This window comes from Aliidiomarina sp. (assembly GCF_047920995.1).
In the GTDB taxonomy this organism is placed as follows: Bacteria; Pseudomonadota; Gammaproteobacteria; order Enterobacterales; family Alteromonadaceae; genus Aliidiomarina.
The window spans coordinates 1-21,919 of the sequence record NZ_JBLRWZ010000031.1 but is presented as its reverse complement, the minus strand read 5'-3'; the positions used below and the strand labels follow the sequence as shown (position 1 = coordinate 21,919).

The 21,919-nt window shown below is 46.9% G+C and carries 22 protein-coding genes; 3 read left to right on the top strand and 19 right to left on the bottom strand.

From position 1 onward, the window contains the following. Positions 1-38 precede the first annotated feature (38 nt). The 5 genes from argH to ACNA7P_RS08905 all read right to left on the bottom strand — a co-directional run bounded on the left by argH (position 39) and on the right by ACNA7P_RS08905 (position 6,654). Complete coding sequence (argH, locus tag ACNA7P_RS08925) at positions 39-1,880, bottom strand: argininosuccinate lyase (protein ID WP_416258277.1); 1,842 nt, start codon at positions 1,878-1,880, stop codon at positions 39-41. Next, complete coding sequence (locus ACNA7P_RS08920) at positions 1,877-3,139, bottom strand: argininosuccinate synthase (protein ID WP_416258276.1); 1,263 nt, start codon at positions 3,137-3,139, stop codon at positions 1,877-1,879. Before ACNA7P_RS08920 ends, argH begins: the two co-directional genes overlap by 4 nt. Further along, the gene (argF, locus tag ACNA7P_RS08915; protein ID WP_416258275.1) at positions 3,136-4,044 is read right to left on the bottom strand and encodes an ornithine carbamoyltransferase; all 909 of its coding nucleotides are present in this window, start codon (positions 4,042-4,044) and stop codon (positions 3,136-3,138) included. The genes ACNA7P_RS08920 and argF overlap by 4 nt, the downstream gene beginning before the upstream one ends. Before the next feature lie 76 nt (positions 4,045-4,120). Next, complete coding sequence (gene argC, locus ACNA7P_RS08910) at positions 4,121-5,980, bottom strand: N-acetyl-gamma-glutamyl-phosphate reductase (RefSeq protein ID WP_416258274.1); 1,860 nt, start codon at positions 5,978-5,980, stop codon at positions 4,121-4,123. Positions 5,981-6,108: 128 nt separating this feature from the next. After that, complete coding sequence (locus tag ACNA7P_RS08905; protein WP_416258273.1) at positions 6,109-6,654, bottom strand: nitroreductase; 546 nt, start codon at positions 6,652-6,654, stop codon at positions 6,109-6,111. 181 nt (positions 6,655-6,835) lie between these two features. Between ACNA7P_RS08905 and sppA the strand changes: the two genes are divergently transcribed. Together sppA and ansA are read left to right on the top strand one after the other, a co-directional pair. Continuing rightward, entirely contained in the window at positions 6,836-8,701 is a 1,866-nt protein-coding gene (gene sppA / locus ACNA7P_RS08900) for a signal peptide peptidase SppA (RefSeq protein WP_416258272.1), read from the top strand. Positions 8,702-8,746: 45 nt separating this feature from the next. Then, positions 8,747-9,781, top strand: coding sequence for an asparaginase (gene ansA, locus ACNA7P_RS08895; protein WP_416258271.1), 1,035 nt, complete (start codon positions 8,747-8,749; stop codon positions 9,779-9,781). Positions 9,782-10,111: 330 nt separating this feature from the next. Here ansA and ACNA7P_RS08890 read toward each other — a convergent pair whose 3' ends face one another. From ACNA7P_RS08890 to yceD, 12 genes are all read right to left on the bottom strand, one after another. Further along, positions 10,112-10,894 carry a TatD family hydrolase gene (locus tag ACNA7P_RS08890; RefSeq protein WP_416258270.1) on the bottom strand — a complete coding sequence of 261 codons (783 nt, stop codon included), beginning with the start codon at positions 10,892-10,894 and terminating at the stop codon, positions 10,112-10,114. Positions 10,895-10,896: 2 nt separating this feature from the next. Beyond that, the gene (locus ACNA7P_RS08885; protein ID WP_416258269.1) at positions 10,897-11,886 is read right to left on the bottom strand and encodes a hypothetical protein; all 990 of its coding nucleotides are present in this window, start codon (positions 11,884-11,886) and stop codon (positions 10,897-10,899) included. Then, entirely contained in the window at positions 11,874-12,494 is a 621-nt protein-coding gene (gene tmk / locus ACNA7P_RS08880; RefSeq protein ID WP_416258268.1) for a dTMP kinase, read from the bottom strand. The genes ACNA7P_RS08885 and tmk overlap by 13 nt, the downstream gene beginning before the upstream one ends. Continuing rightward, the gene (gene mltG / locus ACNA7P_RS08875; RefSeq protein ID WP_416258267.1) at positions 12,494-13,516 is read right to left on the bottom strand and encodes an endolytic transglycosylase MltG; all 1,023 of its coding nucleotides are present in this window, start codon (positions 13,514-13,516) and stop codon (positions 12,494-12,496) included. Before mltG ends, tmk begins: the two co-directional genes overlap by 1 nt. Before the next feature lie 12 nt (positions 13,517-13,528). Continuing rightward, a complete protein-coding gene (gene pabC, locus ACNA7P_RS08870) occupies positions 13,529-14,365 on the bottom strand; it encodes an aminodeoxychorismate lyase (protein WP_416258266.1) in 837 nt (278 codons plus the stop codon). A gap of 184 nt (positions 14,366-14,549) precedes the next feature. Then, positions 14,550-14,786 carry an acyl carrier protein gene (gene acpP / locus ACNA7P_RS08865; RefSeq protein WP_007419889.1) on the bottom strand — a complete coding sequence of 79 codons (237 nt, stop codon included), beginning with the start codon at positions 14,784-14,786 and terminating at the stop codon, positions 14,550-14,552. Positions 14,787-14,912: 126 nt separating this feature from the next. Further along, a complete protein-coding gene (fabG, locus tag ACNA7P_RS08860; RefSeq protein ID WP_416258265.1) occupies positions 14,913-15,653 on the bottom strand; it encodes a 3-oxoacyl-ACP reductase FabG in 741 nt (246 codons plus the stop codon). Between the two features lie 69 nt (positions 15,654-15,722). Continuing rightward, a complete protein-coding gene (gene fabD / locus ACNA7P_RS08855) occupies positions 15,723-16,652 on the bottom strand; it encodes an ACP S-malonyltransferase (protein ID WP_416258264.1) in 930 nt (309 codons plus the stop codon). Positions 16,653-16,691: 39 nt separating this feature from the next. Then, positions 16,692-17,684 (bottom strand): beta-ketoacyl-ACP synthase III, encoded by a 993-nt coding sequence (locus ACNA7P_RS08850; protein WP_416258288.1) that lies wholly within the window; start codon positions 17,682-17,684, stop codon positions 16,692-16,694. Between the two features lie 128 nt (positions 17,685-17,812). Next, positions 17,813-18,847: a phosphate acyltransferase PlsX gene (gene plsX / locus ACNA7P_RS08845; protein ID WP_416258263.1), complete on the bottom strand. Its 1,035-nt coding sequence runs from the start codon at positions 18,845-18,847 to the stop codon at positions 17,813-17,815. Between the two features lie 5 nt (positions 18,848-18,852). Beyond that, a complete protein-coding gene (gene rpmF, locus ACNA7P_RS08840; protein ID WP_416258262.1) occupies positions 18,853-19,020 on the bottom strand; it encodes a 50S ribosomal protein L32 in 168 nt (55 codons plus the stop codon). Positions 19,021-19,041: 21 nt separating this feature from the next. Then, complete coding sequence (gene yceD, locus ACNA7P_RS08835; RefSeq protein ID WP_416258261.1) at positions 19,042-19,560, bottom strand: 23S rRNA accumulation protein YceD; 519 nt, start codon at positions 19,558-19,560, stop codon at positions 19,042-19,044. 221 nt (positions 19,561-19,781) lie between these two features. Here yceD and ACNA7P_RS08830 point away from each other — a divergent pair, with 221 nt between their 5' ends. Next, positions 19,782-20,357, top strand: a complete 576-nt coding sequence (locus tag ACNA7P_RS08830) for a Maf family protein (protein WP_416258287.1) — start codon at positions 19,782-19,784, stop codon at positions 20,355-20,357. 41 nt (positions 20,358-20,398) lie between these two features. Here the strand turns inward: ACNA7P_RS08830 and ACNA7P_RS08825 are convergent, their stop codons facing one another. Continuing rightward, positions 20,399-21,076, bottom strand: a complete 678-nt coding sequence (locus ACNA7P_RS08825; RefSeq protein ID WP_416258260.1) for an HAD family hydrolase — start codon at positions 21,074-21,076, stop codon at positions 20,399-20,401. An 8-nt stretch (positions 21,077-21,084) separates the two neighbouring features. After that, on the bottom strand, positions 21,085-21,919 hold an 835-nt coding region (rluC, locus tag ACNA7P_RS08820; protein WP_416258259.1), incomplete at its 5' end, for a 23S rRNA pseudouridine(955/2504/2580) synthase RluC.

Below are 21,919 nucleotides of genomic sequence, written 5' to 3'. Positions count from 1 at the left end.
GCTTTTTCCTTCCTGGGGGAGGGGATTTTATGCCGTATCTACAAGCGTATTTCTAAGCCAGTTTCATCGCACGCATGTTTACGAGGACAAAACTCACAATCTTTCATTACTTTCTCAGGCCAACGGCTCTTATCCGCAATCTCAAAACCAATTTTAGCGAAAAAAGCTGGCGCTCGCGTTAACGCGATTACTCTGCCAATACCCAAGTTACGCGCTTGATCAAGCAAAAACTGCACGATTTCCGCGCCTAAGCCCTTCCCTTGTAGCCCCTCTTGCAAACCCAAAGAGCGAATCTCCGCAAGGCCTGTACCGAACACATACAGGGCACCACAGCCAACAATTTCGCCATCGATTTCCGCGATAGCAAACTGATGAATCGCTTGCATAATGTCTTCATCTTTACGCGGCAAGTGTTCGCCTTTTGCCGCCCAGTAACGAATTAATTCGGCAATTTTTGGCACATCACTGAGCTTTGCCTGACGAACGTGAGTTAATGCGGCTACATGCGCTTGTAACCGTTGCCGAGCCCGCCGCAACGCACCATGTACTCGAACCGGCGCGGTACCGCCAAGTGCCGCTCTGCGGCTCATTCCTGCCCGTAATGCCAAGGCAGCATACACATCATTGCCAATTTGCGGAGCTACTTCCTGCAGAGCTGCCAATTCGAGCCCTTCCAGTGGCACGTTCTTGCGCAATGCAATGAGTACCAACTGGCCACTAAGTTCGTGTGCATCGCGAAACGCAATGCCCTTACTTACCAGGTAATCCGCTAAATCTGTAGCGTTACTGTAGCCTCGCTCTGCTGCATCTAGCGCCACATTTTCCGCTACACTCAAGTGCGGCAATGCATACGCCACGATGCTCAAGCACTGTTGCCACTGCTGTAAAGCATCAAAAAACCCTTCTTTGTCTTCCTGCATATCCTTGTTGTATGCCAATGGCAGGCCTTTTACGGTAATCAGCATGGCTTGTAAATTACCCACCACGCGCCCAGTTTTACCGCGAATAAGCTCAAACACATCCGGATTCTTCTTTTGCGGCATCAACGAAGAACCACTGGAAATAGCATCACCGAGCAGAAAGAAACCAGCTTCACCCGAGCAATAGAAAACAATATCTTCAGATAGCCGCGATAAATGCACCATGCTTAAACTGGCAACGCTGAGCAGCTCGATTACAAAATCACGATCCGATACTGCATCTAAGCTATTGCGGCAAGGATCGCGAAACCCGAGCTCATGGGCTATTTTTGATCGTTCAACGGTTACGCCAGATCCCGCTAGGGCACCACAACCAAGTGGGCACTGCCCTGCGCGATCGCGGGCCTGGCTTAAACGATCCAAATCGCGCTCTAACATTTCTACATAAGCTAACGCCCAGTGTGATACAAGCACTGGCTGGGCGCGCTGCAAATGGGTGTAGCCTGGAATCACGGTATCTTCATAGCGCTCAGCGAAAACGAGAAGCGCATCGATCGTTGCAGCGATCTGCTCACCGATCAACGTTGCTCGCTCGATCGCCCACAACCGTAAATCGGTAGCCACAAGATCGTTACGAGATCTGCCCGTGTGCAGTTTACGCGCAACCACGCCTATACGATCTTGCAATTGTTCCTCTACCCAACTGTGAATATCTTCCGCTTCATTTTGTAATGGCAATTGCGGATTCGCTACCACTTCGGCCAATAAATTATCTAGGCCGGTTTGTAGCGCTTGTTGCTCATTCTTATTCAATAGCGCTTGTTCAGTAAGTGCATTCACCCAAGCTTTGCTAGCTTGAATATCAAACGGCGCCAGCACGTAATCAAATTTTAACGAATCATTAAATTCGCGAAATTCAACTGCACTGCCCTCTTCAAACCGGCCACCCCACATACTCATGCTAAACCTCCTTGTTTTAGCGCCCGAATTCGGCTCGCCAAACTGAAAAGGCGAATAAAGCCAGCGGCATCTTTTTGTTGATACACTTCATCTTCTTCAAAGGTAGCAAAGGCTTCTGAATATAAACTGTATGGCGATTTACGGCCGAGCACCGTTACATTGCCTTTATATAAGCCAATGCGCACCGTACCGGTAAGTTTGTTAGCGAGTGCAGCCACCGCCGCTAACAATGCCTCCCGAACGGGCGTAAACCACTGGCCATCATAAAGAATATCGCTTAATCGTTGGCCTAGATCATGCCGCAAGCGTTGGCATGGCCGATCATGCACAAGTTCTTCTAAGCCACGCAAAGCTGTGTACCAAACCACGCCACCCGGTGTTTCATAGCATCCCCGTGATTTCATGCCCACTAAGCGGTTTTCCACAATATCAATTCGCCCCACGCCATGTTCGGCGCCAATGGTATTTAGCGCCACAAGAGCTTCGGTTTGGCTTAATGCGGTGCCATTTACATGAGTTAGCACACCTGCCGCAAATTCAATCTCTACTACTTCTTCTTTATCGGGCGCCTGTTGTGGTGAGTTGCTTAAGGTCCACACACCATCGGTAGGCTGCTGCCACGGATCTTCTAGCTCACCGCCCTCATGTGATATATGCCATAGGTTAGCATCGCGGCTATAAATCTTGGTTGCCGATGCAGAGGTTTGCACATTGCGCTCGGCTAAGTAATTCAGTAGTTCTTGCCGCGAACGCATATGCCACTCCCGCCAGGGCGCAATCACAGTTAAATGTGGAGCTAAGGCAGCAAAAGTACTTTCAAACCGCACCTGATCATTGCCCTTGCCGGTACAACCATGGCATACCGCGTCTGCACCCACTTCTAACGCCAACTGCACTTGTGCTTCGGCAATTACCGGCCGCGCTAGTGCGGTACCCAATAGATACTGTTCTTCATAAATACAACCGGCCTGCATTGCTGGCGCAATCAATTCATTCACAAATTTATCTTGCAGATCTACCACGTAACACGCTGATGCACCGGTGCTTAAAGCTTTCTCTTCAATACCTTCCAGTTCTTCTTGGCCTTGGCCAACATCGGCTACAAAGGCCACTACCTCACACTCATAGTTTTCCTTCAGCCAAGGAATAATAGCCGAGGTATCGAGGCCACCAGAATACGCAAGCACCACCTTTTTCACATTAGTGTGTTTGCTTTGTAGCGCAGCAGTGGTTGCTGCAATAGTAATACCTTGGCTCATGCGCTGATCTCCTCGAATAAATGGTGTAACGCGGCTTTCTGAACATATAAACGATTTTCGGCTTGCTGCAATACAGCGCTGATCGAACTATCCATTACTTCATCGGTAATTTCATCATTACGATGCGCGGGTAAACAATGCATTACCGTAGTGGCCTGTAAACGCGCCACCAACGCTTTGTTCACCTGATATGGTTGAAAAATCTTGCAGGTTTCAGCGTAATCACGGGTATCGCCCATAGAAATCCAAGTATCGGTATAGATCACATCGGCGTGCTGCACTGCAGTAATATCATTAATCAGAACAATCCGATGTTTTGGATACTGCTGATTTAGGGCAGCAAGAAATTCAGCCTTTGGTTCGAAGCCATCAGGGCAAACTACAGTTAGTTTTAAATCAAGTGCTGCAGCCCCTACCATCAAACTCTGGCATACATTATTGCCCTCACCCACATACAAAATATCCACTACTTTCATATCAATTGGGTAACGTTCTTGAATAGTAAGTAAATCAGCAAGCGTTTGGCACGGATGGTGGATATCACACAGCGCGTTCACTACCGGAATGCCCGCCGCTTTCAGCTGATGTAGGGTTTCGTGTTTAAACACGCGGGCAACAATGCCGTGGGTCCAACATGCGAGGTTTCGAGCAATATCTTCCACGCTTTCCCGTTGCCCCGGTTCTACCATTTGCGCATCTAAATAAATCGGTTGCGCACCAAGTTGCTGAATACCAACTTCAAAACTTACCCGCGTGCGCAGGCTTGGCTTCTCAAACAGCATGGCGATCGATTTATTTTTCAACGAATGCTGAAAACTTACCGGGTGTGCTTTCATATACCCAGCAAGGGTTAACATGTGCCGTATTTGTTCGGCACTCACATCGAACAATGAAAGTAGATGCATGTGTATTCTCGTATGTAAATTAGCGAATTAAGTAAACTTTGTGGTGGCGATTCTGGCTGTGGAACTGCCAAAAAAGCTAAGGCTGAATCTGGGTACCATGATAGGTAGCAGATTCAGTGAGGAATGCGATTACTGCTTGGCTATCTGCCCAACTAGCAATCGCCGTGGTTCGTCGCGAAAACTCACTGGTAAGAATGGCGGCTTGCAGTTTTACTTGCATACCACCTTTTACAAAAGGCTCGGTTAATAATTTTTGTGCGGCAGCTAAGCTAACCACACCAATGGCAGCACCATTCTCATCAAGAATGGCCGGAACATCGCTCAGCAATAACAGTTCCGCATCAAGTGCCATAGCAATAGCGGCCGCCGCATAGTCAGCGTTTACATTACATAGCGCGCCTTGCTCGTTACTACCTATAGAGCTCACGATAGGCACAAAACCCTGCTGCAACAAGGTACTCAACAAAGCTTTCCCTTGCGCAGAAAAGCCATTCTGCGCTGGTACACCAACGCACCCGAGCGTTGCTTGCGATTGCATATGCCATAATGGCCCATCGGCTAAACTTAAACCTACCGCCACAAGACCATGTTGAATCGCCGCGTTTACTAACGCTTTATTAGTAGTACCGGCAAGAGCACCCACAATAATATCCATATGCTCTGCCGCACTAACCCGTTGGCCATTTACTTTCTCAGAAGTAAATCCGGCAGCAGCTAACATTTTATCTACCAATGCCCCACCACCATGGACAAGCACACAAGGGTATGCAGCGGTAGCGAGAGCGTTTAAGAATTTTTGCAGCGCGGCTTTGTTGCTAGGTTGTAATAGTGCACCGCCAATTTTGATAACTTTTGCTGCAGGTTGCGCAAAGTGCTGTTGGAAGCCTGCTTTTGCTGGTAAACCGAATACTGCATTTGCCGCTTGTATAGCCTGCCCTGCTGCACCTTTTATGAGATTATCAATGGCACTAATAATCACCACTTGTGAACCGGTAACCTGCACGTAGATATCGCAAAATGGCGTATGGGCAACATGTTCAACCGCTGGCGGAGCATCTACCAAGCGCACAAATGGTTGCTTGCCGTATGCTTGCGCAAACGCAGCATGAACTTGTTCGGCAGAAATGCCATCGGCAAGTGTAGCCACACAGGTTGCCACAATGCCCCGTTTATAGTTACCAAGCTGCGGCGTAAACACGACGTTACTTGCCAAATTATTGGCAATTTCTGGAGTGTGCCGGTGGTTGCCTACACCGTAGGCTTGCACGCTCACTTCACAAAAGGAAGTACGCGCATTTACGCCACGGCCAGCGCCGGAAACGCCACTGATGGCGGTAATTACTGGTGCTATGGCGGGATTCAAGAAAGCATTTGCTGTTAATGGTTTTAAGGCTAACGTTGCTGCTGTTGGATAGCAGCCAGGAATCGCACAAAGCACCGGCTGCTCGTAAGCATCTGGTGTTTCTGCTAACCATTCCATTAACATATAGGTTGCCAAAGGCAATAATTCTGGATGCGGGTGGGTAAAGCCGTAAGTGCACGCGAACTGGGTAGCATCCGAAAACCGATAGGCACCGGAAAGATCAAATACAGACACCCCCGCAGCATAGAATTGCGCCGCAAGCTCCGCGCTAGCTTCGTGCGGTAACGCAAGAAAAACAGCATCACAATCGGCTACCACTTCAGCGAATTTACTGCTCAGCCAAGGCTGTATTTCCAGAGTGCTTGTTCCTGCCAGTTGTGGTGCTAAGCTTGCCCAGCTTTGGGCTGCCGAACGTTCTGAAGAAAACGCATACTTCAAAGTAAAGTATGCATGATTATTCAAAATACTAAGCAACTCACTACCACCATAGCCACTCGCACCAAACACAGCTACGCCAAGGCGCTTACTGGTTTTTTCTGATTTCAACGAATTTACTTGGTGAGTTACTGGCACACGCAGAATCCTTAATTACATATCATATGCAGTGATAGTAACTAAGTACGCTAAGCAGATCAATATTATTATGCTGTATTTATGTATATTTATTCACTTCGCATGGATATGCAGTGCGCAAACCTGGGTTACATTTGCCTAAACAGTTGCATATCCTTGCTAGGTTTAATCGGTGTTGGTACCGCAGGAGTTCCTACATATAAGAAACCAACAATATCATTATCACTGCTAATCTTTAATGCTGCTTTCAAATGCTTAGATTCAGCGTATATCCCGGTGCGCCACACGGCACCTAAACCAAGCGTAAATGCCATTTGTTGCATCGCCATGGTAGCGCAGGCTGCACTGGCATATTGCTCTAACTGTGGCACTTTTTCTGCTGCTCTATATTGGGTGGCAATAACAATCACGCAAGGCGCACGCAGTGGCAGTTGCCCTGCACGTTCTTGCTCGGCTGGGGTTAGATCTTCAAGTTTACTTACCGTGGTAAATATCTTGCTCAGTTGCTGTAACGCAGCTCCCTGATACACCAAACAAGTGTATGGCGTTAGGCTCATATGGTCTGGCACACGAAGAGCGGCTTGTTCAAGTAATCGGAGTTGCTCCGCTGAGGGGCCTGGCGACACCACACGAGGCATCGAAGAGCGGGTTAACAACAGATCTTTTGCTTGCATATGGCTTCCTAAGTACATCCGAAATAACGGCGTGGCAACTACACCACACATCAAAAAAGAATCGAGAACGCTATCTTACGCGTAGTAGTGATTTGTTACAAAGTTTGGCTACTCATTAACCAGCGTAGGCTGTTACACTATATGCACTAATAACAACAAGGATATTCACTAGGTTATTATCATGAAATTTTTAGCGAAACTACTCAACCCGATATGGAAATTCATTAACGGAACCCGCCGCGTTATAGTTAACTTGGTGTTCATTATTCTATTAATTGGATTTTTTCTAATTATTAATCAAGAAGATAGCATACCTGAAGTTCCAGATGGTGGCCTCCTTGTGCTAAACCCCGCTGGCTTATTGGTTGAAGAACCAACCTACATTTCGCCTTTCGACCGTTTTGTTGATCAGGCGATGGGGGCGAATGGTGCGCCAGAAACTGATTTACATGAATTCCTTCGCATTATCGATACTGCCGCAACGGATGATCGTATCGCTGGAGTAGTTCTTGATTTACGCAATTTCTGGGGTGGTGGTTTAAGCAAGCTACAATTAGTAGCCGAACGGCTGGAAAAAGTGCGCGCAGCGGGTAAGCCAATTGTTGCGCATGGTATTTCCTTTAGCCAATCGCAGTATTATTTAGCTAGCCAAGCAGATACGGTGTATTTAAACCCACTTGGCGCAGTAGCTGTTGAGGGGTATCACATGTACCCCACCTATTTCAGTTCATTACTGGAAAAGCTTAACGTTACTACCCACATTTTCCGTGTTGGTGATTTTAAATCTGCAGTAGAACCGTTCAATCGTGATGATATGTCGAGTGAAGCGAAAGAAGCCAACCAAGCATGGATTAATGCGATGTGGGCTGAATACCTGGCGGGCATTTCTCGCCATCGTGATATAGCGCCGGAAATTCTTAGTGGCCAAATGGACGATTTCTTAACGCTATTTGCTGCTGCTGATAACAACCAAGCAGTTCTTGCGCAAAATGCCGGCTTAGTAGATGAACTTTCCCATAGTGAAGGCATTCGCCAAGCGTTAATTGAGCTTGGTGGCTACGATGAAGAAAAGAAAAGTTTTCGTGGTATAGGCTGGCGCGATTACCGTACAGCGATTAATTCTGGTGAAAAAGAACCTAAGCAAGGTGATGAAGTACGTGTTGTTTTCGCCAGTGGTACCATTCTTGATGGCACACAGCCTCGCGGCAGCGTAGGCGGTGTAACCTTAAGTAATCGCCTACGCGATGTGCGTTTGGATGATGATGTAAAAGCTGTTGTGTTGCGCATTGATAGCCCGGGCGGAAGTGCATTTGCATCTGAGCAAATTCGCCAAGAATTACTATTATTACGAGAGGCTGGCAAACCAGTTATCGCATCAATGAGCTCTGTTGCTGCTTCTGGGGGCTACTGGATTGCTGCTGGAACGGATGAAATAGTAGCTCCTAGCTCAGTGATTACTGGTTCTATTGGCGTGTTTGGCATGTTCTTCACCATTGAAGAAGCCTTAGCCAATATTGGTGTTTACACTGATGGCGTATCATCTACCGAGTTTCCTTATATCGATATTACCCGGCCGTTAAATGACTCGGCAAAAGTTGCTATTCAAGGTGGTGTTGATCGCATTTACCAAGATTTTCTTGAGTTAGTAGCCGATGCCCGTGATTTATCCGTTGCTGAAGTTCATGAAGTTGCCCAAGGGCGCGTTTGGACCGGTAGCAAAGCGCTAGAGCTTGGCTTGGTAGATCGCCTTGGTGAACTTGATGATGCAGTAGCGATTGCCGCAGAACGCGCTGGGTTAGAAGAATATCGGGTAACCTTCCCGCAAGAAACATTAACGGGTTTTGATGCGTTTATTGCTAATTTCATGAATGGCGCAACTGCCCTACTTCCGAATTCAGTGGTTGAGCATTTTGCTGCTCGAATTAACCGTTCTACTCCATTAACTGAACGTGCTATTCGGCGTACTTTGCAAGAAGTGAATGTAATAAATGAATTTAACGATCCACAAAATGTATATCTGCGTTGCCTTGAGTGCAAAATAGACTAGAATTGAGCCTGGATTTTTAGTTTCTAAAACGAGAAAGGCTTAATCATGTCGGAGCGTAGAAAACGCATTTATATTGCGTATACAGGCGGTACGATCGGAATGATGAAATCGGCGCATGGGTATATTCCTGCGCCTGATTTTTTATCTGCTAGCATTCGGGCAATGCCCGAGTTTTATCGTCCAGAAATGCCCGAATTCACCCTTCGTGAATACTCACCATTAATGGATTCTTCTGATATGACGCCAAGCGATTGGCAACGTATCGCCGAAGATATCCGCCATAATTACCAGCACTACGATGGGTTTGTAATTCTGCATGGTACCGATACCATGGCATACACAGCCTCAGCGCTATCCTTTATGTTCAAAAACTTAAGCAAGCCGGTAATCGTTACGGGCTCGCAAATTCCTTTGGCGGCCCTACGATCCGATGGCCAAACCAACTTACTGAATGCGTTGTACATTGCCGCACACTACCCCATTCATGAAGTTAGCCTGTTTTTTAATAACCGCTTGTTTCGGGGAAACCGTTCTACTAAAGCAGATGCTGATGGGTTTGATGCGTTTGCATCGCCCAACTTTGCTCCGTTGCTTGAAGCGGGAATAGATATCGAGCTGGTTGCCGGCAAAATAGCACCGGTGCAACAAACTGATTTAGCTGTAGCCAAGGTTACAGCACAGGAAATTGGAGTGGTTACCCTGTACCCGGGAATGCGCGCTGAAATTATTGATAATTTAGTAAAGCATCCTGTGAAAGCATTAATTTTGCTGAGCTATGGCGTTGGCAACGCGCCACAAGGTGGGGAATTGCTTGCCTCGCTGAAGCGGGCGATTGCCGCTGATATTATTGTTTTGAATTGTACTCAGTGCTTTAAAGGTACAGTGAATATGCAAGGGTATGCTACGGGTAACGCGCTCGCCGATATTGGCGTGATTAGCGGCCAAGACATGACCGTAGAAGCAGCGCTAACGAAATTACACGTGCTGTTAAGCGAATACGATGATGTAGGGGATGTTAAAAAGATGCTCGCCGAAAACCTCCGTGGTGAACTTACCTTACCTACCGAAATTACTGAGTAAACCTGAGGGAATCCTAAGCTTGTGTTTTTTTGAGCTGCTCGAGGCATTTAGTTAAATGAATGATTTATTAGTAAATTTTAAGCAGTAGAAAAAGTGGCAAAGTAATCTACATTAACTAAACTTAACATTACCTCAATTGTTTAGTTGGGCTGCTTGCTTCGCACTCAGATAAATGTGTACACATGCTGCACCATTTTCTAAGCCAGTGCTGAAGTAAGGAGTAAGCGCATGGCTCATTTGAGCCCTTCCCCTCAGCTCGGAACATCCCCCTTGGTTCCGAGCTTTTCTTTGGCCGTTCGGCTAAGGTGAAACGCTAGCTGACGATTGCCATTAGCTCGCTCTATTGGCACCACGAAATAGCTGGTAGAAGTTCTCACGAGTAACCGCGGCTACTTCTGCTACGCTTACATCTTTCAACTTCGCCACACATTCTGCAACGTGGCTTACATATGCTGGCTGGTTCTCTTTGCCCCGGTGCGGAACTGGCGCAAGCCATGGCGCATCGGTTTCAATAAGCAAACGTTCTAACGGTACGTTGCGCACTACATCGCGAAGCTCTTCGGCACTGGCAAAGGTTACAATTCCAGAAATCGAGATATAAAAGCCGAGATCCAAGGCCTGCTCGGCCATCTCCATGCTTTCTGTAAAGCAATGCATTACCCCTCGGCAACGTTCGGCCCGCCCTTCGCGCAACATAGCAATGGTATCTTGGCGCGCATCACGTGTATGAATAATCAAAGGTTTGTGAACTTGGTTGGCGATTTCAATATGCCGCGCAAAGCTTTCTTGCTGTTCGGGAATGTGGTCTTTATCGTAATAGTAATCCAAGCCTGTTTCGCCAACCGCCACCACATCATCACGGGCACAAAGCTGGGCGAGCTCCGCTTCAGCGAAACCATGCTTCGCCACATATAATGGATGTACTCCGCATGAATAGCTTACATCAGCATGGGTACCAACAATATTCTGCATTTGCGCAAAATCATCGAGCGCAACACCAATGCACAGCATATGCTCAACTTTAGCGTTGCGCGCATCTTGTAATACCTGCGCGATACCATGCTGTTCAGTGGCTTTTAATTTATCCAAATGACAATGAGAATCTACAAACATAATTACCCCTTCTTAACCGCTGCAACATTCAGTGAGCGCACCACATCCGCGCTCCAGGCTGCAATAAGAATTTGTGGATTTACGCCAGCGTTTTGTACGGTTCGTAAAATTTGGATGCCGCTACGATAGGCATTCTCTAATGCTTTGCTAATTGTTGTTAACGCCGCAAGATTACGCACGTTGGCGCTTAACACTACTGGAATCGTGCCCTGTAAGGTTTCACGATGGGCTAACTGTAATTCCTTCAGCACTATTTTTAATTGCTGTTGCACACTTTCTAATTCTTTCGGCACTGTAAATTCGCCTCGGCACACGCGCGCCAACAGCTGTACACTTTGCTCGTTAGCTTGAAGCTCTGCCAATACCTGTAATGGCGCACTTTGCGCGCGTTCTAGCAAAAGTGTGTCGGCAACATCAATTCCAGCATGCTGTTTTAGCCATTCGCTTATTTCAGCAATGTTTGGCTGTGGCACGGGGTAGCTCAATAAGCGGCTACGAATTGTAGGTAATAGTTGCGTATAACGAACTGCCGCTATCTGAAAATAAGTATTCTCTGGCGGCTCTTCAAGTGTTTTTAGTAGTGCATTGGCAGCTTGTGGGGTCATTCTATCGGCGGCAATAATTTGCACCACTTTGTTGCCACCTTGGCTAGCGGTTTGCTGCACTTTATGAGCAATTTCCCGCACTAAATCAACGCCTATTTGTTTGCCTTGTTCTGGTTCAATACGCAAGTAATCAGGGTGCGTACCAGCTTGCCATAATAAGCAACTCTTGCATGTACCACAGGCTTTCTTTAGTGGCGAAGCACCAATACTGGCTTGGTTACTTACACTGTTACACAGTAAGTACGCGGCCAATTGGTTCAGAAAGCTATCAATACCTAAATCTTGGCTATACTGCAGCCCTATCGCGTGCGGCAGCCGTTGCCCTGCTGCTGCGCTAAGCACTTGTTGCCATAGCGGCCGTAACCAAGGAAAGCCTATATTCGCCATTTTTGCTCCAGTTTCGCCACGATATCTTGTTGTACTTGTTCAATAAGCTGTTGCGCATCGATAACTTCAATATCCACTTCACTTGCAGCTATCTGCAAATAGCGCTCACGAGTACGAGTGAAAAACTCAAGTGCATTGCGCTCAATTCGATCCAACTCGCCCCGCGCGGCTGCGCGCCGCAAGCCAACTTCTGGGGCGATATCGAGAACCAGGGTTAAATCCGGGCGAAAGTCTTTTAGCGTAATCTGTTTTAGCTGCTGCAAGGTGCTGTCACCAAGCTCTCGGCCACCGCCTTGGTACGCTCGCGACGACAAATCATGGCGATCGCCAATTACCCAGGTTCCTTTTGCTAACGCCGGTTTAATCACGTTCTCAACCAGTTGCACCCGCGCTGCATACATCAGCAGCAGCTCTGCTTCGGCTGTAATGGTTTCTTGCCAATCTGCTTTAATCAGATCGCGCAATGATTCCGCAAATGGCGTTCCACCGGGTTCTCGAACTGATATATAAGCTATCCCTTGTTGCTCTAGCCAATTGGCGATCGTAGCAACTGCGGTGCTTTTACCTGCCCCTTCAAGGCCTTCAATAACGATAAATTTGCCGCTCATTAATTCCTCTGATAACGCTGCACAGCGCGATTATGTTCCGTTAAAGTGCGCGAAAAAACATGGGTGCCATCATTACGGCTCACAAAATAAAAATAATCACTACTTGCTGGCTGTAGTGTTGCCGCTATAGCTGCTCGGCCCGGCATCGCGATCGGTGTTGGTGGTAAGCCATTAATTCTATACGTATTATACTCGGTATGCTGTTGGATATCAGAGCGATAAATCACACCACGATAATTTTCGCCTAAACCATAAATAATGGTAGGGTCTGATTGTAACCGCATGCCTGTTTTTAACCGGTTTACAAATACTGAGGCTACCAATTCACGTTCATGCGCCGCGCCGGTTTCTTTTTCAATGATCGACGCCAAAATTAATGCTTCATAAGGCGAAGCAACCGGCACATCACGATCACGCAAAGGCCAAAGTTCAGCAACAACAGCGTTCATACTTCGATGTGCTTGCCGATAGATATCCATGGCGTTGGTGCCTGCGTAAAAACGGTAGGTATCAGGAAACAACAGCCCTTCAATATGCCGATACTCACCATTGGTTAACAGTTCCGCAAGTTGTTCACCAGTGAGATCTGCATTTTCACTGTGTAAATATGGATGCGTAACGATTTGTTGCTGCCATTGCTTAAACTCACTACCTTCAACAAAGGTAATCGAGAACAAGTGTTGTTGGCCAAGTGCAATGCGCTGCCAAATTTGCGCTGCTGAATCGCCATCATGAATTGCATACACACCCGCTTGAACTCGGATTTCTTTATTGAACAAGCGAAATGCAATCTCATTTAGGCGGGCAGGAGTAATATAGCCTTCTTGCTCAAGTTGGCGGGCAATTCTGCGCGGGTTGGAGCCCCTTGGTACGGTAAGTAACGCCGGTTCTTGATGGCTAATCTCCAACTGCACCGCACTTCCCTGTTGGTACCAATGTTGCAGCGTAAAATACCCCGCTACTAAGCCTATTAGTAGCAAACTCATGCAAACAACAAAGGTTATTAATAAGCGTTTCAGCATAATCACTTCTTATTATTCTAGCGTTGTGTTTAACTGCAGCGGGTACGGTGTTTCTTTGAATTCTCGTTCCTGAAAGCCATTACTTGCAGCAATCTTTCGTACTGGCACGAGGCCGAGCAAAGCGTTGCATACAAACACTTGTTCGGCTTTTAAAAACTGTTGCGGTGTGGCATCTACAATATGCACATGTTCATTGTGCTGTAGAATCTGTTGCCGAACTACTCCGGCAATACCCGCATGAGAAAGCTGCGGCGTAAACCATTCTCCAGCGCGCCGCCAGAATATGTTAGCAATAATTGTTTCGCATACCAAACCACGGCTATCACATACCAAGAGATCATCCGCATCACGTTGCAGTAGTTCTTGTTTCAGCAGAACTTGCTCTAATCGATTTAACGTTTTTAATCCAGCTAAAGCAGGTTGTTGAGCTAACGCGAGGTTTGCCCAAGCGAGTTCAATGCCATCATCTCGCCACTGTTGATAATGCGCAGGCACTTCGCTAAGTGTTACCACGCGAATGGCGCTTAAACCATTACCAACAGCATAGCCTCGGCCACCACTACCGCGGCTAATGATGATTTTAATTACGGCTGCATCAGCACGTGCTTCGCGAACAAGATATTCAGCTTCTTGTTGCAACAGGGCTTGCCATTCATTAGGCAATACTATGGCTAAACGTTTGCAGGTTTCGCGCAAACGTTGCCAGTGCAACGGCCATAGTTGCAACTGCCCTTTTACTACCGCGATCGTAGTAAAACAGCCATCGCCAAACTGAAACGCGCGATCCGTAGCGGCTATGCAGCCGTTTGCTTTACCATTAATGAGCACTGTGTGGGGTTGCTGTGTCAAAGAGTATAACGCTCCTACCAAGGCCTCTATATCGTACCATCAACCGTTCGTTCTTTGCTGGCACTAGGCGAGAGTAATATGAACTACAAACTATACAGGAAAATACAAAGTGCGCGAAAACACTAATACAAAAAAGGCGAAATGTTTGCACATTTCGCCTTTTTCGCTAGAACCGATATATCAATTAAGCAGAGTGCTTATTGATGTAATCGATAGCTGCCTGAACGGTACGAATCTTTTCAGCTTCTTCGTCAGGAATTTCAGTTTCAAACTCTTCTTCAAGAGCCATTACCAATTCAACTGTATCCAGTGAATCAGCACCTAAATCGTTTTCAAAAGAAGCTTCTGGTTTAACTTCTTCTTCTTTAACACCTAGCTGCTCAATTACAATTTTTTTAACGCGTTCTTCGATAGTGCTCATGTTTAACCCTCAAATAAAGGTGTCTTTAATAAATTTGCGTGTAGTGTAAGCCTTCCGGCCACACACTTAAAGTAAAAATTTAACGAATTGGTTGAGGTCTTACCTCGTTGCGCGCCAATGCCGCTATTAAACCATACTCATGCCACCATTAACATGAATGGTTTCACCGGTAATGTATGCCGCGCCCGATGATGCCAGAAAACCCACTGCCGCAGCAATTTCTGCAGGGCTACCTAAACGACCAGCAGGAATCGTATCAAAAATTCGTTCACGTTGCTCATCTGTTAACGATTTGGTCATGTCGGTATCAATAAAGCCTGGCGCCACTGCGTTCACTGTTACACCACGTGAGGCAATTTCTTTTGCTAGTGCTTTGGTAAAGCCAATTAAGCCTGCTTTTGCCGCGCAGTAGTTCGCTTGCCCCGGGTTGCCCGTGGTACCAACTACCGAACCGATATTAATAATGCGGCCATGGCGATTCTTCATCATGCCGCGCATCACTGCTTTACAGATTTTGAATACCGCGGTTAAGTTGGTTTGTATCACCGCATCCCATTCATCATCTTTCATGCGCATCAATAAGTTATCACGGGTAATGCCAGCGTTATTCACAAGGATATCGATTTTGCCAAACTCTTTCGTGATTTCACTTAACAATGCATCAATGGCGCCGTCTTCGGTAACATTTAATACCTTACCTACACCATTATTTGTTAAATAAGCGCTAATTGCGTTGGCGCCATTTTCACTCGTTGCAGTGCCAATTACTGTGGCGCCCGCAGCTACTAAATTTTCTGCAATTGCTTTACCAATACCACGAGTGGCACCGGTAACCAAAGCAACTTGGCCGTTTAATGAGCCTTCCATATAGCTCTCCTTATGGTTATAAACCTGAGTGTTGTATACCTAACCTGTGCTTTTTTAGCACTCAATGTTCTATACAGTTGCGTTTAATGCTGCAACTGCTTCACTATCCCCTACTGCCACCGCTGTAACATCACGGTTAATGCGCTTAGCCAGGCCGGTTAACACTTTGCCTGGCCCTACTTCATAAATATGCGTGGCACCGCGTTTACTAATTTCTTGTACTGTTTCAGTCCAGCGCACTGGTGAATACAGTTGCGCAACCAATGCTTCGCGCAGTTCTTCGGGTGATTTCGCTTCCGCTACGTTTACGTTATGAATTACAGGAATACGAGGTAACCGCACCTCTATACCATCTAACGCAGCTGCTAAATCATCAGCAGCTGGGGCCATAAGTGCACAATGAGAAGGCACGCTAACCGATAGCGGTAATACCCGTTTTGCACCTGCGGCTTTGCAGGCTTCCGCCGCACGATCTACAGCTGTTTTTTCACCAGCAATTACTACTTGCCCAGGCGAGTTATAATTTACCGGCGCTACGATATCGCCGTTTGCCACTTCTGCGCATGCTGCTGCAACTTTATCATCATCTAACCCGATTACTGCCGCCATAGATCCAATCCCCGCAGGAACGGCCTCTTGCATGGCCTTGCCACGTAGCTCTACTAATGCAATCGCATCGGTAAAGCTCAATGCACCGGCACATACCAACGCCGAATATTCACCTAAGCTATGGCCTGCCATTACCGTAGGTTGAATATCATTACTGATACAGCGATAAACCGCCACACTAGCCGCTAGTAATGCAGGCTGGGTTACTTCCGTTTGATTCAGCTTACCATCGGTATCATTTTGCACTACGTTCCACAAATCATAGCCCAACACTTCAGATGCTTCGGCAAAGGTTGCTTTCACTTGCGGATATTGAGCTGCTAAATCAGCAAGCATACCCACAGTTTGCGAGCCTTGCCCTGGAAAAACATACGCTACTTTTTGCTTCATAAAATCCCTCATTTTCAGCATGCGATACGCATCTATCGCTTAATATTTTATTAGTGCAGAACCCCACGCAAAACCGCCCCCAAACGCTTCTAATAGCAACGTTTGCCCGGGTTTAATGCGGCCATCACGAATTGCTACATCAAGCGCAATCGGAACTGATGCCGCAGAGGTATTGCCGGTTTCAGCCAGCGTCATTACCACTTGCTCCATCGGCATTTTAAGTTTTTTCGCAGTAGCCTGAATAATTCGATAGTTCGCCTGGTGTGGCACTAACCAATCTAAATCCGCTGCGGTTAAGTTATTCTTTGCCAAGGTTTGCTCTACCAGCTCAGCTAGTTTCGCTACTGCAACCTTAAATACTTCGCGGCCCTTCATATACAGCCACGCTTCTTGCTGAAACGCCTGCTCGTCACGATTTGGATGATCGGCTCCCAATAATGCACCAAACTCACCGGCACTAAAGATATGGGTAGATAACACTCCAGGTTCAGAGCTTGCTGATAATACTGCAGCGCCGGCGCCATCGCCAAATAAAATCACGGTATTCCGATCATCCGGGTTACATAAGCGCGATAACGTATCACTGCCAATCACTAACACATTTTTCGCCGCGCCGCTGATAATGTATTTTTCAGCAACTGATAAGGCAAAGATAAAACCCGAGCAGGCGGCAGCCACATCAAATGCAGGAATCTCAGTAACACCAAGGGCAAACTGTACTTCGCACGCAGCACTTGGAAATGCGCGATCAGCAGAGGTGGTTGCCATTACAATGAGATCTAAATCTTGCGCCTGCAACCCTGCCGCGGTTAAGGCCTGCTTTGCTGCCTCAGTGCCCATGGTTACCACTGATTCGTTATTGCCAGCAATACGGCGCTCAAGAATACCAGTGCGCTCTCGAATCCACGCATCGCTGGTATCTACGCGTTGCTCTAAATCAGCGTTAGTTAAACGTTGTGAAGGAAGGTAATGGCCGGTTCCAGCCAATTTTGCATAGCGCTTTTGCGTAGTTTCTGCTGCAGGGCTATGCATTGATGCGGTTTCAGTTGCGTGCACTTAATATTCACTCCTCGTTACTGCCGACATGGTTGCGCGTTAAAATGAGCGCCAGAGCCAATGCCAGATGTGCTGCGGTACCGCCAGCACATCGTGAGGCGATATTAATGTTGTTCTTGCAGCACCTGCTCTACTTTATTGTGAATGCGCGCTGGTAAATTTAACTCAGCCTCCGCAATTGCATTGCTAATGGCGCTATAAAACGCGTTCGCTGATGCATTCCCGTGGCTTTTTACCACCACACCGCGCAATCCTATCAAACTTGCGCCGTTATACTGGTCGGGGTTGAGCCACGCCCAGGATTTTCGTTGCCGTCTATAGAGTATCCAAGCCAAGCTGCGGCTCAACCAATGTGATTTCATACTGCGTTGAAAGTGCTCATACACTAGCTTGGCCATGCCTTCGCAACTTTTCAGTGCGATATTGCCGGTAAAGCCATCACAAACCACTACATCAGCTGCACTGCTGAATAAATCGGAACCTTCAATAAAGCCGGTGTAGTTCACAGATTCCGATTGTGATAACAATAAACCAGCCTGCTTCACCACATCCGGGCCCTTGATTTCTTCTGTACCCATATTCAGCAGAGCAACTTTCGGGCGCTCTATACCGCTTAATTCACGCGCCAGTACCGATCCCATCACACCAAACTGAAATAGCGTTCCGGCATCACATACAGGGTTCGCCCCCAAATCCAATAGAAAGCCTTGCTTACCTGTTTCATTTGGGATTGGCGCTACTAATGCTGGGCGAAGCACTCCAGGCAAGGTTTTTAAGTACATATACGCCATCGCCATGAGCGCACCGGTATTGCCAGCGCTAACACAAGCTTGAGCAGTGCCATCAGCAACCAGATCAATTGCAGCACGCATCGAAGAATCAGCTTTTTTACGGATACATTCGCCAGGTTTATCGCTCATTTGCACGATTTGGCTAGTGTGGTGAATACGAACGCGGGATAGATCAACAGAGTGCCCCTTACTCTCACGAGCAAGCAAGCTTTTTAAACGAGGTTCATCGCCAGTAACAATAAAATCTGTTTCTGGAAATGATTGCAGCGCTCGTATGAGCGCTGCAACAACGATGGCGGGACCGCGGTCACCACCCATCGCATCAATTACAACAGTATTTTTTGCCATACGCCTTAAGCGATAACTTTCTTACCTTTGTAATAACCATCTGCAGTTACGTGGTGACGACGATGAGTTTCGCCACTTGTTTGATCTACAGACAGCTCAACACCAGTTAGTGCATCATGTGAACGACGCATGCCGCGTGCTGAACGAGTTTTACGGTTTTTTTGTACAGCCATTTGACTGGTCTCCTAAATCGGTTATTTCTTAAGCTTCTGTAATACAGCGAACGGGTTGCGTTTCTCTGCTTCCGCAGGAATATCACCATAACTCATTGTATCACTTTTAATAGCACAGTCCTGCTCAGTATGCTTTGCCACAATAGGCAATGCGAGTAACAGCTCATCTTCAACTAAAGGATGGAGCAGAACTTCCCCTAGTTCATTCAATTCAGCTGCTTCGTAATGCTCCGGTAAATCTTCGACAGTTTGCCGTTTCGTTATCGGTGCATACTGAAACTCTACGGCTAATTCGTGAGCCATGGGTTCACCACAGCGTTGACAAATTAGCTCAACTTTAGCTTTCGCATAACCACGAAAATAATGAATCTTTTGCTCATCTGTTGCAAATGAGAGCGTGGCCTCTACATCTGAACATGGTGATGCCAGTACTTCATTTAAACGTGACAAATGTTTTGACGGTATGTAACCATCAAAAGAGAGCCGTTTGCCTGAATTTCGTACCGGGTCAACCGAAAGCGGTATTAGAACCTTTTGCATAGCGCGCGAATGATAATGGTTGGTAAGTGGATAGTCAAAGAAATTTCGCCCCTAAGCCTCTGTTTCTACGAAAATGTAGCAAGAAAGTTACATTTCATAGTACAAAGCATGGCAAAATAACCCAAAGGCGTATTCTACCACAGAGGTTTCCGGTGCACACTACTGAACATGTTGGATTATTTGATTATGAGAAAAAAGCGCGGTTAGCGGCACGCGAGCAGCTGCCCCTAGTACTCGCATCTAGTTCCGTATATCGCCAAGAGCTACTGCAACGCATACAAATACCTTTTACTGCGGCTTCCCCCAATATTGATGAAACTGCGCATGAAGATGAAACACCTATTCAGCTAGTGCAACGCTTAGCGGTTGCCAAAGCCCGGGCATTGCAAACTCAGTTTCCCGAGCATTTTATTATTGGTTCCGATCAAGTAGCAGTTTGTACCGGGCAGATTTTTGGTAAGCCAGGAACAGTGGAAGCTGCGGTGAAACAGTTACAGCATTGCAGTGGTCGGGCTGTTACCTTTTATACTGGGTTAGCTTTGTTAAATTCAGCCACCGATGAGTTACATGCGTTAACTGAGCCCTACACGGTGTATTTTCGTGATTTAAATGAAGCGCAAATTCGCCGCTATATACAGAAAGAGCAACCACTGAATTGCGCCGGTAGTTTTAAAAGCGAAGGGTTGGGGATTACGCTATTTCGCCGCATGAAAGGTGATGACCCCAATAGCCTAATTGGCTTGCCTCTCATTCGTTTAGTTGAACTACTCGAGCGCTTTGGTGTTGAAATACCTTAATTTCAGTGGTTTAGGCGTTTAAGTGATTTAGGATATGTGCGTTATGCGGGAGTTATTTTTGCCTGCCGCAATATGTAAGGCAGTTCTTCAATAGCTTGCATGATCGCTATAGGCTGCTCCGCATCAAGCTCACCGTGATCATGCACACCCCAGGTTACGCCTATCGAAGGCATACCTGCGTTTTTAGCCATTTGTAAATCATAACGTGAATCGCCAATCATCACTGTTTGTTCGGCAGTGTAGCCCGTGTGCGTTAAAATTTGTTGCAACATTTGTGGATGCGGTTTCGATTGAGCTTCATCAGCACAGCGCGAAACGCTGAAAAAGTGCCCCGTATTCGTTTGCTGCCATGCTCGCTCTAAGCCTTGCCGCGCTTTTCCGGTTGCTACTCCGAGTTGAACTCCCTGCTCAGTAAGTTCGGTTAATACATCAACAACGCCATTGAACAATGGTGAAGGAGTAGGATCGGTGTGCACGTACAGTTCTCGATAGATAGCAATTAGCTGCTGTTGTTCGCTTTCTTCATGGCAATCAAACAAACGCTCAAGCGCAACCCAGAGGCTTAAACCAATGATATCGCGCACGGCTGATTCTGCCGGCACAGGTAAACTCGCTTGCTGCGCCATTTTTTGCATGCAGGATACAATCCGAGGCACTGAATCCATTAACGTACCATCCCAATCAAACACAACCAGTGGGAACCTTAAGTTACTGCTCATTACCATCCCTACTTTCCTCTTAATGCGTTTAATACCGCAGCTAACTCAGCATCAAGGGGCGCACTAAAAACAACCGCTTCCCCGGTTTTAGGATGGCGAATATTTAAACGTTCAGCGTGCAAGAATAAACGGTTCAAGCCTATTTTACGCAATTGCTCATCAAAACCACGCATACCGTACTTGTCATCATGGGCAATCGGATGGCCCACGCATTGAGTATGCACACGAATTTGGTGTGTTCGCCCTGTTACTGGAGAGCACTCTATTAATGTTGCATTAATATCGCTTTGCGGATAACGCTCGCGAACTTTAAAACGGGTTAATGAAGGCTTTCCTGCTTCATCCACTCGCACTACGCGTTCACCCGATTGCAAAGTGTTTTTCAATAATGGCGCATCAACCTTTTTAATTTTGCCCTGCCAACTGCCATAAACTAGCGCTACGTAGGTTTTATCCATGTCTTTTTCACGCAATTGTTCATGCAAAGACCGCAACGCAGAACGTTTCTTAGCCACCATTAGTAAACCTGAAGTATCCCGATCTAAACGATGTACTAACTCCAAAAACTTAGCGTTCGGCCGCAGGGCACGCAGCCCCTCAATAAGGCCATACTGCAATCCAGAGCCACCATGTACCGCCATCCCGGCAGGTTTGTTCACCACCAGCATGCAATCATCTTCGAACACGATACAATTTTCGAGCTGAGCTATCTTCTCCAGCTTTGGGTTTGGCAAATCATTCTTCTCAGCAACCCGCACCGGAGGAATTCGCACCTCATCACCTTCTTTTAGGCGGTAATCGGGCTTAATCCGTTTTTTATTCACACGCACTTCGCCTTTGCGC

Excerpts from the sequence above, each read along its gene's own strand:
- plsX (WP_416258263.1), bottom strand. The coding sequence starts at position 18,847 with ATGGCAAAAAATACTGTTGTAATTGATGCGATGGGTGGTGACCGCGGT.
- rpmF (WP_416258262.1), bottom strand. The coding sequence starts at position 19,020 with ATGGCTGTACAAAAAAACCGTAAAACTCGTTCAGCACGCGGCATGCGT.
- ACNA7P_RS08850 (WP_416258288.1), bottom strand. The coding sequence starts at position 17,684 with ATGCATAGCCCTGCAGCAGAAACTACGCAAAAGCGCTATGCAAAATTG.
- yceD (WP_416258261.1), bottom strand. The coding sequence starts at position 19,560 with ATGCAAAAGGTTCTAATACCGCTTTCGGTTGACCCGGTACGAAATTCA.
- acpP (WP_007419889.1), bottom strand. The coding sequence starts at position 14,786 with ATGAGCACTATCGAAGAACGCGTTAAAAAAATTGTAATTGAGCAGCTA.
- ACNA7P_RS08825 (WP_416258260.1), bottom strand. The coding sequence starts at position 21,076 with ATGAGCAGTAACTTAAGGTTCCCACTGGTTGTGTTTGATTGGGATGGT.
- ansA (WP_416258271.1), top strand. The coding sequence starts at position 8,747 with ATGTCGGAGCGTAGAAAACGCATTTATATTGCGTATACAGGCGGTACG.
- argH (WP_416258277.1), bottom strand. The coding sequence starts at position 1,880 with ATGAGTATGTGGGGTGGCCGGTTTGAAGAGGGCAGTGCAGTTGAATTT.
- fabG (WP_416258265.1), bottom strand. The coding sequence starts at position 15,653 with ATGGAAGGCTCATTAAACGGCCAAGTTGCTTTGGTTACCGGTGCCACT.
- argF (WP_416258275.1), bottom strand. The coding sequence starts at position 4,044 with ATGCATCTACTTTCATTGTTCGATGTGAGTGCCGAACAAATACGGCAC.
- tmk (WP_416258268.1), bottom strand. The coding sequence starts at position 12,494 with ATGAGCGGCAAATTTATCGTTATTGAAGGCCTTGAAGGGGCAGGTAAA.
- ACNA7P_RS08890 (WP_416258270.1), bottom strand. The coding sequence starts at position 10,894 with ATGTTTGTAGATTCTCATTGTCATTTGGATAAATTAAAAGCCACTGAA.
- ACNA7P_RS08920 (WP_416258276.1), bottom strand. The coding sequence starts at position 3,139 with ATGAGCCAAGGTATTACTATTGCAGCAACCACTGCTGCGCTACAAAGC.
- mltG (WP_416258267.1), bottom strand. The coding sequence starts at position 13,516 with ATGCTGAAACGCTTATTAATAACCTTTGTTGTTTGCATGAGTTTGCTA.
- sppA (WP_416258272.1), top strand. The coding sequence starts at position 6,836 with ATGAAATTTTTAGCGAAACTACTCAACCCGATATGGAAATTCATTAAC.
- ACNA7P_RS08905 (WP_416258273.1), bottom strand. The coding sequence starts at position 6,654 with ATGCAAGCAAAAGATCTGTTGTTAACCCGCTCTTCGATGCCTCGTGTG.
- ACNA7P_RS08885 (WP_416258269.1), bottom strand. The coding sequence starts at position 11,886 with ATGGCGAATATAGGCTTTCCTTGGTTACGGCCGCTATGGCAACAAGTG.
- fabD (WP_416258264.1), bottom strand. The coding sequence starts at position 16,652 with ATGAAGCAAAAAGTAGCGTATGTTTTTCCAGGGCAAGGCTCGCAAACT.